The following is a 13,454-nucleotide window of genomic DNA, read 5'->3' as shown; positions in this document are numbered from 1 at the left end:
ATGGATAGAAACGATATACTGAAACAAATACAAGAGAACGTCCGGTTGTTGTCGGCTTATGATGCTCCTGAATATAAATACATACCATTGCATCAGAAGCCGTCTCCTTCGGTCGTCCGCATTCAGGAATTGATGAATTTGCTTCGCTCGGTTATTTTCCCCGGCTTTTTCGATGATGTCCAGGAAATACGGGAGGAATCATTGCCCTATTATCTGGGTGTGTATTTAGAGCAGATTTATGACCTGCTTCACGAACAGATTTATCACGGACTGTGCTTTGAAACCGACGACTGTTCTTGTTCGGTGAAGCAGAAAGCTTCTGAGCTGGCTATCGGTTTTATCAATCGGATTCCGTATGTGAAATATCTGTTATCGACAGATGTGAAGGCGATTCTTGATGGTGATCCGGCAGCTAAGAGCGTGAGCGAGATTATTTTTTGCTATCCGGCCATTTTAGCTATGTTGCATCAGCGGGTAGCACACGAACTGTATGTAGCGGGCATTCCGGTCTTGCCGCGTATCATTACTGAGATGGCTCACTCGCGGACTGGGATAGATATTCATCCGGGTGCATGTATAGGTGAGTATTTCAGTATGGATCATGGAACAGGTATCGTTATCGGTCAGACTGCCGTTATTGGAAATCATGTCCGTCTGTATCAAGGTGTAACATTGGGAGCTAAGAGTTTTACTCTCGACGAAGAAGGGTTGCCGATGGACGTACCGCGGCATCCGATTATTGAAGATGATGTGACGATTTATTCGAATGCTTCCGTGTTGGGGCGGATTACTATTGGCAAAGGCTCTATCATCGGAGGTAATATCTGGTTGACGCATAGTGTGCCTGCAGGATCGAAGATTGTACAATCGCGGGTTGTTGAAGATCATTTCCATGCTTTGTAAAGCGCGCTGCCTGTCATGGTGGGCAGCTCACGGACTGGTTTGCCAGCTTGTTGTCTGCCTGCTTATCCTTTGGGGTTCCGTTATGCATGTATGGATACCGAATCCCCTCATTTCTAAACCTTATTCTACACTGTTATATACGACTGAAGCTTCTGGGCGTGATGTGTTGTTGGGGGCGCGTATTGCTCCTGATGGGCAGTGGCGTTTTCCTCCTGATCCGGAAGTTCCCGATAAGTTTGCTGTTTGTCTGACACAATATGAGGACAAGCGGTTCTGGTATCATCCCGGAATTGATCCGTTTGCCTTGGTGCGTGCTGTGCAGTTGAATCTGACACAGAGTCGTGTTGTGAGTGGAGGCAGTACGCTTACGATGCAGCTGGCGAGAATTGCCCGCGGAAACCAGTCGCGTACGGTCGGGCAGAAGTTGGTAGAGATGGTTTGGGCGATTTATCTGGAATGTACATACAGTAAGGGAGAGATCTTGCGCATGTATGCTTCTCACGCGCCATTTGGTGGAAATGTTGTAGGGATTGAAGCCGCAGCGTGGCGTTATTTTGGTCGTGAGGCGAAAGACTTGTCGTGGGCTGAACAGGCTACCTTGGCTGTACTTCCGAATTCTCCGGCACTGATTCATCCGGGCCGGAACCGAGCTGAGCTGAAGCAAAAACGAGACAAGCTGCTGTACAGGCTGTATGAAAAGCGGATTTTGGATAAGACCGAATATGAACTGGCGTGTCTGGAAACACTACCAGAAAAACCATTGCCGTTGCCGAATGAAGCTCCACATTTGCTGGATCGGCTTGCTGCCGAAAAAACGGAGAATCGGATACAGACGACAATCGATCCTATTTTACAAGGACAGATACAGCGATTGGTTAACCGTTATGTGGCCGATTATCGTTCGAATTATATTTACAATGCGGCAGCTCTGGTGGCCGATGTCGAGTCGGGTGAAGTACTGGCTTACGTAGGAAATGTTACCGATCAGGATAGTGACAGCGGACATGGTTATCAGGTGGATGTCATTACTTCGCCACGCAGTACTGGTAGTGTGTTGAAGCCATTCCTTTATGCGGCTATGCTAAACGACGGACTTATTCTACCGGGTACACTGATAGCCGATACGCCTTTAAATATTAACGGATTTACACCTCAAAACTTCAATAAGACCTTTTATGGAGCTGTACCTGCTCATGTGGCTATCGAGCGTTCCCTGAATGTGCCGTTGGTCCGGATGCTGTCACAATATAATACAGGCCGATTTATGTCACTGCTCAAGCGTATGGGAATGACTACCTTACGTTATTCGGAAGATCATTACGGAGCATCGCTTATCTTGGGTGGAGCAGAAGGAACTTTATGGGATTTAGCGGGAATGTACGCTTCTCTGGCCCGAATGTCGGCACATTATCACCGCTACAATGGGCGATATGATCGTTCTGACTTGCATCCACTGAGTCTGTGTCCAAAAGATGCTCAAGTACCTATTCGATCGGTTACCGACAAGCGTCTTTCGGATGAATCGCTGCTTTCGTATGCTTCGCTATGGTTTATGTTTGATGCTATGTCGGGAGTAAACCGGCCGGAGGAAGAAGCCGACTGGCAGCAGTTCTCGTCGATGAAACGGGTAGCTTGGAAAACAGGTACGAGCTACGGCGGTCGTGATGCCTGGGCCATTGGTGTGACTCCCCGTTATGTTGTAGGAGTTTGGGTGGGTAACGCTACTGGCGAAGGACGCAGCGGGCTGACGGGAGTTGGATATGCAGCACCGATTCTGTTTGATGTCTTTTCGTTGTTGCCGGATGTACCTTGGTTCGATCAGCCTTACGATGAATTGGTACAGATGCTTGTCTGTCGTCAAAGTGGACACAAGGCTTCTTCGGTTTGTGACGTGGTAGATACCCTGTATGTTCCTCGGGCAGGAATGGTTACTCAGGTTTGTCCGTATCATCGTTTTATTCATTTGTCGCCTGATGGGCGTTATCGAGTAAACAGCTCTTGCGAGTCGGTAAGCCGGATGCAAAAACGTCCGTGGTTTGTATTGCCACCTGCACAGGCTTACTATTATAAGCATTTTCATGTTGAATACGAGGCTTTGCCGCCGCTGAAACCTGGGTGTGAAGAAGATCAGTCACGCCAGATCGCGATCCTGTATCCAGAGCATCAGGCCGTGCTTTATTTGCCGAAGGGCTTTTCAGGAGAACGGGAAAAAGTTGTCCTGAAGGCTACACATTCTCGCCCAGATGCTACATTATATTGGCATCTGGATGATGTGTATTTGGGAGAGACGCAGCAGATTCATCAGATGGCTTGTTTTGTTGAACCCGGGAATCATATTTTAACCTTAATGGATGAAGACGGGAATCGTCGGAGTATCTTGTTTGAGGTGCGGGAATGATGGATTTCTATTGTTGAGGAGATATTAAAAATTTCTGCCTACCTTTTCATCAATTTACGCCGGCTTTTGATGAAAATACGCCGGCTTTTTCCTTAAAAGTAACTAGATTCAAAATCCGTACGGACTGTTTCCAACGGACGCTCATTCTATGTGTAGATCGGTTAAGAGTATTTCTCGATCTGTTTTGGACCGGTTGGACATCGAAGACTCGGAAATGATGGAGAATATATGGATTAACACAGTTGAAACCTTCATTTTCGCAGCTAAAATGTTAATTTAAGCTGCGATAAGTGCACAAAGTAAAGTAAAGAAAAGTAAAGGAAATAAAAGTATATTTATAATTGAGAGAGAGTAGCGCGCCTACGCGCGAAAACAATCAACCATTATTAGTAGATCAATGGAATAAGTGGAAATATAGATTTGTTGAATAATAACTCCGGGTGTAACCTACTGATCACTTCCCCTATGACAGGGAAAGTGATCACCAGAAAAGTGGGGATGATGGTCTATTGGATAGACGGTAAAGCGGAATGCATATCTTGATCTTTCATTTGTCTTCTCTTTTTTATTCCATCAGACCTTCCCAGACAAAGCAATCGGGAAAGAGTGATTTCAGATGGGTTTCAGATGGGAATAAACCAAAGACAGACGAGCCGGAGCCGGACATGGAAGCGTAGACTGCACCTGCCGCATAAAGTTTTTCCTTAACAGACTGAATGGCTGGAAAAGCCGGGAAGACACTTCCTTCGAAATCATTTATCATCAGGTCTTTCCACTCGCTGACAGGACGGTTGATAATTTCGCAGAGCGAGATGGCCGGACGAGAAGGTTTCACCTGGGCATAAGCGGCTGCTGTAGAGACTGCCACATCCGGCTTGACCAGACAGAGATGCCATCCTGCAAGTGATAGCCGGACAGGTTGGAACACGTTACCGATGCCTGTTGCAAACACCGGCTGGTTGCGGATAAAAAACGGACAGTCTGCACCAATGGTCGAAGCGATCCGCTCCAGCTCATCGTCGCTGATTTGCAGATGCGCATATTGGTTGACCAGCTTCAGCATGAAAGCTGCGTCGGCAGACCCGCCACCCAAACCGGCTCCGAAAGGAATGGCCTTGAGCAGTCCGATTTGCAGCTCGGGCACTGTATAGTTTTGTTTGATAGCCCGCAGCGCCTTCATGACCAGATTCTTTTCTGCTGGAGCATCTATCGGAATACCGGTCTGTGTAAATGAAGTGGACGGCGCTTCTGCTATTTCGAGAGCGTCTTTTATAGGGATCGGATAAAATACCGTTTCGATGTTATGATAACCATCCGGCCGTTTCTCAACAATGTTGAGGCCTAAGTTGATCTTTGCGTTGGGGAAACAAATCATAGTGTTGCTATTTTAAGTAAAAAAACAAGGTAAAAGTACCGGTTTCTTTCCAATAATTCAATAAAGGCGGGTAAAAAATGATGAGTCGGCTGAAGGCTTCTTGGGCTACCAATCCGCGTAAAAATAGATGGCAGTATTTCTCATTCGGGAGTTTTATGTAAATTTGCATACTTGAAACAAAGATGTATAGTGGAAAAATATCTGGAAGAATTAAATGAAAGTCAGCGGAAAGCCGTGGTTTATCTGGATGGTCCGGCCTTGGTCATTGCCGGAGCTGGTTCTGGCAAGACGCGGGTGCTGACCTATAAGATTGCTTGGTTGCTGAAGCAAGGCTTTGCCCCGCATCGTATTTTGGCCCTTACATTTACGAACAAAGCTGCTCGGGAGATGAAAGAACGTATCGCCGGGATTGTGGGAGAAGAAACTGCCCGCCGGCTTTGGATGGGCACTTTCCATTCGATCTTTTCCCGTATTTTGCGGCGGGAGGCAGAGCGACTGGGATTCACCTCCAATTTTACAATCTATGATGCGACCGATTCGAAGAACCTGATCAAGTCGATCATCAAGGAAATGCAGCTGGATGACAAGGTGTATCGTCCGGGTATGATACAGAGTCGGATCTCGAATGCCAAGAATGCGCTGATCACATATAAGGCTTATGAACAGAATAAGCAGCTGATAGAAGATGACCTGAGAAACAAGATCCCTCTGGTACGGGATATTTATGCCCGCTATCAGAACCGTTGCCTGCAGGCTGGTGCGATGGATTTCGATGACCTGCTGTTGCAGACGAACCTGCTGTTCAGGGATCATCCGGACGTGCTGGAAAAATATCGTGATTATTTCCAGTATGTACTGGTGGACGAGTATCAGGATACCAATTTTGCCCAGCATCTGATCGTAAAACGCCTGTGCGAAGGGCGAGGTAACCTGTGTGTGGTGGGCGACGACGCACAAAGTATCTATTCGTTCCGTGGAGCCAATATCGACAATATCCTTCAGTTCAAGCAACTCTATCCGGGTTGCCAGATCTTCAAGCTGGAGCGGAACTACCGTTCTACCCAAAATATCGTCAATGCGGCCAACAGCCTGATCCGGAAGAACACCGCCCAGATACCGAAACAAGTCTATTCAGAGAAGGAAGAGGGAAGCAAGCTGCAGGTTCTTTCTTCGTATTCCGACTACGAAGAAGCCTATGCCGTGGCTGCCCGCGTGCAGGAAATGAGGCGCCAGATGCCTTATGCCGATATGGCCGTTCTGTACCGTACCAATGCTCAGTCTCGTATCCTGGAAGAAGCCATGCGCAAGCGGAACATTCCTTACCGGGTTTACGGTGGCTTGTCGTTTTATCAGCGAAAAGAGGTGAAGGATGTGATTTCTTATTTCCGTCTGGTGATTAACCCGCACGATGAAGAGGCTTTCAAGCGGGTGATTAATTATCCGACGCGTGGAATAGGAGATACCACCGTATCCAAACTGGTCTCGGCTGCAACGACTTATGGAGTGAGTCTGTGGGCAGTCCTGCAATCCTTGTCTGATTATGCCGTACCTGTCAATGCGGGAACAGCCAAGAAGCTGGTCGCTTTCAGGGAACTGATTGATTCGTTCAGGGAACGCAATCAGGAACTGCCGGCTGATGAGATTGCTACTGCCATTGTCAAGGAAAGTGGTATCGTAGCCCTGTTGGCGCAGGATCATTCGACGGAAGGTATCGGTAAATTCGAGAATCTGCAGGAATTGCTGAAAGGTATTGCCGAGTTTTGCCAGATCCGTCAGGAAGAAGGAAATACTCAAGTTTCGTTAGGCGACTTCCTGGCAGAAGTATCGTTGCTGACAGACCAGGATCAGGAAGGAGACGAGAACACCGACAAGGTGACACTTATGACGGTGCATGCCGCCAAAGGACTGGAGTTCGGTGCCGTTTTCGTGGTCGGTCTGGAAGAAGAGCTGTTCCCGTCGGCCATGTCGAAAGACAATCCGCGGGCGATCGAAGAAGAACGGCGTCTGTTCTATGTGGCGATTACGAGGGCAGAACATCATTGTATATTATCGTTTGCCCGCAGCCGCTTTAAAAACGGACAGACAACGATGTGTATTCCGAGCCGTTTCCTGCGGGATATCGATATGAAATATCTGGAGACAGAAGACAGTTACAGAAGACCGGAGACTGATTCTTTTGTCTCTGAAAGGAAGACGGAAAGCCGGCCCGCTTTTACCTCACCATTGCAACAGGCAAAGATGCGGGAAACACCGTCGGTTGGTCCGCGCAAGCTGACTCGTATGACAGAAACGCGGGTTTCATCGGCAGCGGAACAAGACTTCTCAGATTTTCAGGTTGGCATGCGAGTCCGTCATGCCCGTTTTGGCGAAGGAGTGATCCTATCCTTCGACGGAGACGGAAATAACCGTAAGGCTCTTATCGAATTTGATAATTCGGGGCAAAAACAACTTTTTCTGAAATTTGCACGATTGGAAAAGATGTAATTATAACAATTTTTGTAATTTTACACCATAAACAAAGGGGAAATAATTAATAGGTTAGAATATGGGTATATTTAGTTTTTTCAGCAAAGAGAAAAAAGAAACGCTCGACAAAGGCCTTTCCAAAACAAAAGAAAATGTTTTTACCAAAATCACCAGAGCTATTGCGGGTAAAAGCAAAGTAGATGATGCGGTATTGGACAATTTGGAAGAGGTGCTGATTACTTCGGATGTGGGTGTGGAAACAACGCTGAAAATCATTGACCGCATCGAAAAGCGTGTGGAACGGGATAAATATGTGACAACTTCTGAATTGACGGGTATTCTTCGTGATGAAATAGCAAATCTGCTGACAGAAAACAAGACAGAAGACGGAGACGGTTTTACATTGCCGGAAGACAAGAAACCGTATGTGATTATGGTTGTTGGCGTAAATGGTGTTGGAAAAACAACTACAATTGGAAAATTGGCTTATCAGTTTAAGAAAGCCGGGAAAAAAGTATATTTAGGGGCAGCTGATACTTTCCGTGCTGCAGCGGTTGAACAGCTGGTGATCTGGAGTGAACGTGTTGGAGTTCCGATTGTAAAACAAAAGATGGGTTCTGATCCGGCTTCAGTTGCTTTTGATGCTTTAAGCTCGGCCAAAGCTAACGATGCAGATGTTGTGATTATTGACACAGCAGGCCGTTTGCATAATAAAATCAATTTGATGAATGAGCTGACGAAGATCAAGAATGTGATGAAGAAGGTGATCCCGGATGCACCTCATGAAATTTTACTTGTACTGGATGGCTCGACGGGGCAAAACGCTTTCGAGCAGGCCAAACAATTTACAGCGGCTACAGAAGTAAATGCGCTGGCTGTTACCAAATTGGATGGAACAGCAAAAGGAGGTGTCGTTATTGGTATCTCTGACCAGTTTAAGATTCCGGTAAAATATATAGGTCTGGGAGAAGGAATAGAAGACCTGCAAGTGTTCCGTAAGCGCGAATTTGTGAATTCTTTGTTTGGAGAATAAAATTTCTTTGTGCCATATTTGCGGAAAGCAGGGTAAGGAGATAAAAGCACCCGGGTGTGTTTCGAACCATCCGGGTGTAAATTTGTTAGATAGGTAAAAGAGTCAGATATGAGAAAGAATAAAGTTGATATCATTACGTTGGGCTGTTCGAAGAATTTGGTTGATTCGGAACAACTGATGCGCCAGTTTGCTGTAAATGGCTATAAAGTAGAACATGATCCGCATAAGATTAACGGCGAGATCGTAGTTGTAAATACCTGTGGATTTATCGGTGACGCTCAGGAAGAATCCATCGAAATGATTTTGGAGCTGGGACAGGCCAAGAAACAGGGTAAAATCGGCAAATTGTTTGTCATGGGTTGTCTATCCGAACGTTTCCTGCACGACCTGGAAAAAGAATTGCCTGAAGTAGACCATTTCTATGGGAAGTTTAACTGGAAGGAACTGATCTCTGACCTGGGAAAGGCTTATCATCAGGAACTGGCGTACGACCGGATCTTGACGACGCCGAAGCATTATGCCTATCTGAAGATTGGGGAAGGCTGTAACCGTACTTGCTCTTATTGTTCGATACCTATTATTACAGGAGCCTACCAGTCTCGTCCGATGGAAGATCTGGTAAATGAGGTAAAGCTGCTGGTTGGTCGTGGCGTGAAAGAATTCCAGCTGATTGCACAGGATTTGACATTCTATGGTGTCGATTTATACAAACGGATGGCGCTGCCTGAATTAGTTGAGCGCATCTCGGATGTTCCCGGAGTGGAATGGATTCGTCTGCACTATGGATATCCGACTCATTTTCCTTTGGATCTGTTGCGCGTGATGCGTGAACGGGAGAATGTATGCAAATATATGGATATTGCCTTGCAGCATATCAGCGACAATATGCTGAAGCTGATGCGACGGAACATCACAAAGGCTGAGACCTACGAGCTGATAGAACGGATGCGCAGTGAAGTGCCCGGCATCCATCTGCGGACAACCTTGATGGTTGGACATCCGGGAGAAACCGATGCCGACTTTGAAGAGTTGCTGGAGTTTGTCCGGAAAGCACGTTTCGAACGGATGGGCGCCTTTGCGTACAGCCATGAAGAAGGAACGTATGCTTATAAACATTACACAGACGATATTCCACAGGAAGTGAAACAGGAACGCTTAGATACGCTGATGCGCATTCAGGAACGCATATCGTTGGATGTGAATCGCTCCAAAATAGACAAGGTTTTTAAAGTCATGCTTGACCGGGAAGAAGAGGACTTCTTTGTAGGGCGCACGGAATATGATTCTCCGGAAGTTGATCCGGAAGTGTTAATCCGCAAAGACCAGGTTTTAACACCGGGCGAATTTTATCAGGTCCAGATTGAAGATGCCCAGGCCTTTGAGCTATATGGTAAAGCTTTATTAAAATAAATGTCGATTTGTTTGTTTAATATCAAAGAAATGACTAATATAGCAACTGATATACAAAGTTTACCTTCCATGAAAAGTAAAGAAGTAATAGCAGAATTGGCTGAACGCATGGGCTGGACTTCGAAAGAAGTAACAGAAATGCTTTCTGCGCTTGGTTCTGCTATCGGAACAAAGCTGATGGAAGGCGATTCTGTTAATCTGTCTTCTTTCGGACAGTTTGAGGTACGGAAGAAAATGGAACGTATATCAGTCAATCCAACAAATGGCAAGCGTTATTTGGTTCCTCCGAAACTGGTGCCGGTCTTTAAACCGGCCTCTGTAATGAAAGGACGCTTAAAGGAAATGGAAAATAATGAATAATCGACTTTCCATACAGGATTTGGCTTCGATTTTGTCTGCTCAGACAGGTAAAAGCGAAGAAGAAGCTTTTCGCTTTTTACAGGAGTTTATAGCTGTTGTCAGTGATGGTGTGTATAACGACAAACTGGTGAAAGTGAAAGGACTGGGTACCTTTAAGATTATCCGGGTTGAGGAACGTGCCAGTGTGTCGGTCAATTCAGGAGAGCGGTTTGTCATCCCTTCGCATTTTAAATTCACATTCACTCCAGATAAAGAATTGAAAGAGCTGGTGAACAAGCCTTTTTCACTCTTTGATACGGTTGAATTAAATGAGAATGTTAATTTCTCGGATGTGGATGTTTCATCGGAATTGAATGCAACAGAAGAAACTTCGGACGAATCTTCGGAAGAAATACTGCCGGACATAGTTCCTGCTAACACTCCAGAAGAAACAAAAGAAGTGGATGTGTCCGGAAAAGAAGAAGAGCCTGTGGCTGTTTCCGCAGCACCAGTAATTGAAAATCAAGCAGATTTAGTCAGCCCTGAACCAGAGCAGGCCGTCGGGAATGGAAACAAATCTGATTCTGATGAGGAACAGATAGTTCCTGAGAAGCCTACAATTGTGTCTGTTTCAAAAGTTGAAAAGAAACATTTCAAAACAAGCAAGCTGCTATTCCCGCTTGCTTGTTTATTGGTCATTCTCGTTTTGGGAATAATTTATATTGTCTGTTTGAGCGGTCGACCTACATTTAATTATACTCCACAAAAGCTTCAGGCAGAGGTTGCCGATTCGGTTGTTCGAACTGATTCTGCTGTTTCTGCCGATTTAGGGCAGGTTGAAATGGTTGATTCAACAATCTCTGCGACCGATACTATTGTTGCCCCAGTTCCAACTGTTGCCCACGACGAAGATACAACGAAGTCTGATGTCTTAGCTTTAGTGACGATCAAGGCTGGAGACCGCTTAGCTTCGTTTGCTAAACAATATTTCGGGCATAAATTTTTCTGGGTTTATATTTATGACTTTAATAAAGATATTATCGAGGATCCGAACAACATTCCTATTGGAACAGAATTGCGGATTCCTGATCCTGGATTGTATGGAATTGATTCGACCGATCGAAGTTCAATTGACAAAGCTGCTGCCTTACAATCCCAGATATTGAGTAAGTATAGCAGATAGCTGGGTGCCATAGTGATAATCGGTTTGAACCTTAATTATATAGACTTCGACAGCCTTTTTTATCCGAGAATAACCGGCTGTCTAAAATTTGAATGATGATGAAAGCAGACGTGAAAAAAGTAGTAACTTGTTGTGTTTTGTTGGCAACAGTTATCAGCGGATGCCAAACTTCTGCTGATAAAAATGATGACCAGACGATTAAGCGAGAGAAAACAGCTTTCCAGACCAGTCAGCCATGGAGAGCGACAATGGATAATCGGGCTGATGTTGCCATTGTGTATGGTGTGGGAGGCAATCCTTCCGATAAGGAAAAAGATACGCTCTCTTTTGAAAACCGTGTGCAGTCGTGGCGTGATAAAGGATATATTACGCATTTCATGACGGGCATAGCCTGGGGCAGTTATGAAGATTACTTTACAGGAAAATGGGATGGCAAACCTCATCTGGATGAAGGACAAGTAGACCGTCATGGAGATACGATATGGCACGGCCATATGGTTCCTTACATTGTTCCGAGCGAGAACTTTATCAAGTACATGAAAGAAAAGCATATCAAGCGGGTTATTGATGCCGGCATTGATGCGATTTATCTGGAAGAACCGGAGTTCTGGGCTCGGGCCGGATATAGCGAGGCGTTCAAGCGCGAGTGGAAAGAATTTTATGGTTTCGACTGGCGTCCACAACATGAATCAGCCGAAAATACATATTTGTCTAATAAACTGAAATATCATTTATATTACAGAGCTTTAAATGAATGTTTTACGTATGCCAAAGAATATGGTCGGTCTAAGGGAATGGATGTCCGCTGTTATGTTCCTACACATTCGCTTGTAAATTATGCGCAGTGGCAGATTGTAAGTCCAGAAGCGAGTTTGGCTTCCCTGCCTTGCGTGGATGGTTATATCGCCCAGGTTTGGACAGGAACTTCCCGTGAACCGAATTACTATAACGGAGTGAAGAAGGAGCGTGTCTTTGAAAATGCTTTTCTGGAATATGGATGTATGGAATCAATGACAGCACCAACAGGACGAAAGGTGTTTTTCTTGACAGATCCAATAGAAGACCGTCCGCGTGATTGGGCCGACTACAAACGAAATTATGAAGCAACATTCACGGCAAAGTTGCTTTATCCTGATAATGACAATTACGAAGTAATGCCGTGGCCGGAACGAATTTATGAAGGGTTGTATAAGAAAAGTGCTGACAGCAATGAGAAGATTCGTATACCGCGGTTCTATTCTACGCAGATGCAGGTGATGATTAATGCGCTTAATCAGATACCGCTTTCTAATCATGATGTTACGGGTTCAAGAGGAATAAGTGTTATGATGGCAAATTCCCTGATGTTTCAACGTACACCCGAACCGCTGGATGGTTACGATGATCCGCAGCTCTCTGATTTCTACGGACAAGTGTTGCCTCTTTTGAAAAGAGGCGTTCCCGTACATCTGATGCATCTTGAAAATGTCTCGTATCCGGAAAACTGGAAAGACACGAAAGTTCTGTTGATGAGTTACTCAAACATGAAGCCTCTTGATGAAAAAGCACATCAGTATATAGCTGATTGGGTGAAAAAGGGTGGCGTATTAGTTTATAGTGGTACAGATCGAGATCCTTTCCAGCAGGTACAGGAATGGTGGAACCAAGGAGAAAATCATTTCCAGGCGCCGTCAGAACATCTTTTCCAATTGATGGGTATTAAACCGAACGCTAGCGAAGGCGAATATGCCTGCGGCAAAGGCACGGTCTATATTATCCGAAAAGAGCCGAAGCAGTTTGTTATGCAAGAGGATGGCGACAAGGTGTTTGTTGAAATTGTCAAGCGTATGTACGAAGACAAGGGTAAGGCCGGCAGTTTGGAATTTAAGAATAACTTTTATCTGCAACGAGGCATGTATGAACTGGTTTCCGTTATGGATGAGAGCGTAAGTACGACGCCTTATCAGTTGAAAGGGAGACTGATTGATTTGTTTGATCCGAAGTTGCCTGTCTTGAGTCAGAAGACGGTGAATCCGGGAGAACAGGCCTTTGTCATCAATCTTGATCAGGTAAAGAATCCGGAACAACCTCAGGTTCTTTGTGGGGCTGCTCGTGTGTATGATGAGAAAGTAAAGAAAAGTTCTTATTCGTTTGTAGCCAAGAGCCCGGCAGAGACGACGAATGTCATGCGGGTTTTACTTCCGGCAGCACCAGATAAAGTACGGATCCGGAATGCGAAGGGTGAGGATTTGAAGGATGCTGTTTCAGAATGGGATGAATCCAGCCATACGTTGTTGCTTACATTTGAGAATAGCCCTGAAGGTATTCAGGTAAGATGTAAATGGTAAGGATGGATATATTATCTATG

At 45.4% G+C, this 13,454-nt stretch carries 9 protein-coding genes; 8 read left to right on the top strand and 1 reads right to left on the bottom strand.

The window, feature by feature from the left end:
* Complete coding sequence (locus tag NEE14_RS03625) at nucleotides 1-903, top strand: serine O-acetyltransferase (protein WP_251966475.1); 903 nt, start codon at nucleotides 1-3, stop codon at nucleotides 901-903.
* An 82-nt stretch (nucleotides 904-985) separates the two neighbouring features.
* Entirely contained in the window at nucleotides 986-3,301 is a 2,316-nt protein-coding gene (gene pbpC, locus NEE14_RS03620) for a penicillin-binding protein 1C (protein ID WP_251966569.1), read from the top strand.
* A 565-nt stretch (nucleotides 3,302-3,866) separates the two neighbouring features.
* Here pbpC and ispE read toward each other — a convergent pair.
* A complete protein-coding gene (gene ispE, locus NEE14_RS03615; RefSeq protein WP_251966474.1) occupies nucleotides 3,867-4,676 on the bottom strand; it encodes a 4-(cytidine 5'-diphospho)-2-C-methyl-D-erythritol kinase in 810 nt (269 codons plus the stop codon).
* A gap of 189 nt (nucleotides 4,677-4,865) precedes the next feature.
* Here ispE and NEE14_RS03610 point away from each other — a divergent pair, with 189 nt between their 5' ends.
* The 6 genes from NEE14_RS03610 to NEE14_RS03585 all read left to right on the top strand — a co-directional run bounded on the left by NEE14_RS03610 (nucleotide 4,866) and on the right by NEE14_RS03585 (nucleotide 13,434).
* The gene (locus NEE14_RS03610; RefSeq protein WP_251966568.1) at nucleotides 4,866-7,160 is read left to right on the top strand and encodes an ATP-dependent helicase; all 2,295 of its coding nucleotides are present in this window, start codon (nucleotides 4,866-4,868) and stop codon (nucleotides 7,158-7,160) included.
* 61 nt (nucleotides 7,161-7,221) lie between these two features.
* Nucleotides 7,222-8,175 (top strand): signal recognition particle-docking protein FtsY, encoded by a 954-nt coding sequence (gene ftsY / locus NEE14_RS03605; RefSeq protein WP_251966473.1) that lies wholly within the window; start codon nucleotides 7,222-7,224, stop codon nucleotides 8,173-8,175.
* Between the two features lie 108 nt (nucleotides 8,176-8,283).
* Nucleotides 8,284-9,585, top strand: a complete 1,302-nt coding sequence (gene rimO / locus NEE14_RS03600; protein ID WP_251966472.1) for a 30S ribosomal protein S12 methylthiotransferase RimO — start codon at nucleotides 8,284-8,286, stop codon at nucleotides 9,583-9,585.
* 69 nt (nucleotides 9,586-9,654) lie between these two features.
* On the top strand, nucleotides 9,655-9,945 hold the full coding sequence (locus NEE14_RS03595; RefSeq protein ID WP_251966471.1) for an HU family DNA-binding protein: 291 nt from the start codon (nucleotides 9,655-9,657) through the stop codon (nucleotides 9,943-9,945).
* Nucleotides 9,938-11,107 (top strand): HU family DNA-binding protein, encoded by a 1,170-nt coding sequence (locus NEE14_RS03590; RefSeq protein WP_251966470.1) that lies wholly within the window; start codon nucleotides 9,938-9,940, stop codon nucleotides 11,105-11,107. Before NEE14_RS03595 ends, NEE14_RS03590 begins: the two co-directional genes overlap by 8 nt.
* 92 nt (nucleotides 11,108-11,199) lie before the next feature.
* Complete coding sequence (locus NEE14_RS03585; RefSeq protein ID WP_338578781.1) at nucleotides 11,200-13,434, top strand: hypothetical protein; 2,235 nt, start codon at nucleotides 11,200-11,202, stop codon at nucleotides 13,432-13,434.
* The last annotated feature ends 20 nt before the right edge of the window (nucleotides 13,435-13,454 follow it).

This window comes from Parabacteroides sp. AD58, from assembly GCF_023744375.2.
Classification (GTDB): Bacteria; Bacteroidota; Bacteroidia; order Bacteroidales; family Tannerellaceae; genus Parabacteroides; species Parabacteroides absconsus.
Note: the sequence above shows the minus strand (reverse complement) of the source record. Positions and strands in the feature narration are given on the sequence as shown.

Coding starts and splice junctions, on each gene's coding strand:
- NEE14_RS03625 (WP_251966475.1), top strand. CDS start 1: ATGGATAGAAACGATATACTGAAACAAATACAAGAGAACGTCCGGTTG.
- pbpC (WP_251966569.1), top strand. CDS start 986: ATGCATGTATGGATACCGAATCCCCTCATTTCTAAACCTTATTCTACA.
- ispE (WP_251966474.1), bottom strand. CDS start 4,676: ATGATTTGTTTCCCCAACGCAAAGATCAACTTAGGCCTCAACATTGTT.
- ftsY (WP_251966473.1), top strand. CDS start 7,222: ATGGGTATATTTAGTTTTTTCAGCAAAGAGAAAAAAGAAACGCTCGAC.
- rimO (WP_251966472.1), top strand. CDS start 8,284: ATGAGAAAGAATAAAGTTGATATCATTACGTTGGGCTGTTCGAAGAAT.
- NEE14_RS03595 (WP_251966471.1), top strand. CDS start 9,655: ATGAAAAGTAAAGAAGTAATAGCAGAATTGGCTGAACGCATGGGCTGG.
- NEE14_RS03590 (WP_251966470.1), top strand. CDS start 9,938: ATGAATAATCGACTTTCCATACAGGATTTGGCTTCGATTTTGTCTGCT.
- NEE14_RS03585 (WP_338578781.1), top strand. CDS start 11,200: ATGATGATGAAAGCAGACGTGAAAAAAGTAGTAACTTGTTGTGTTTTG.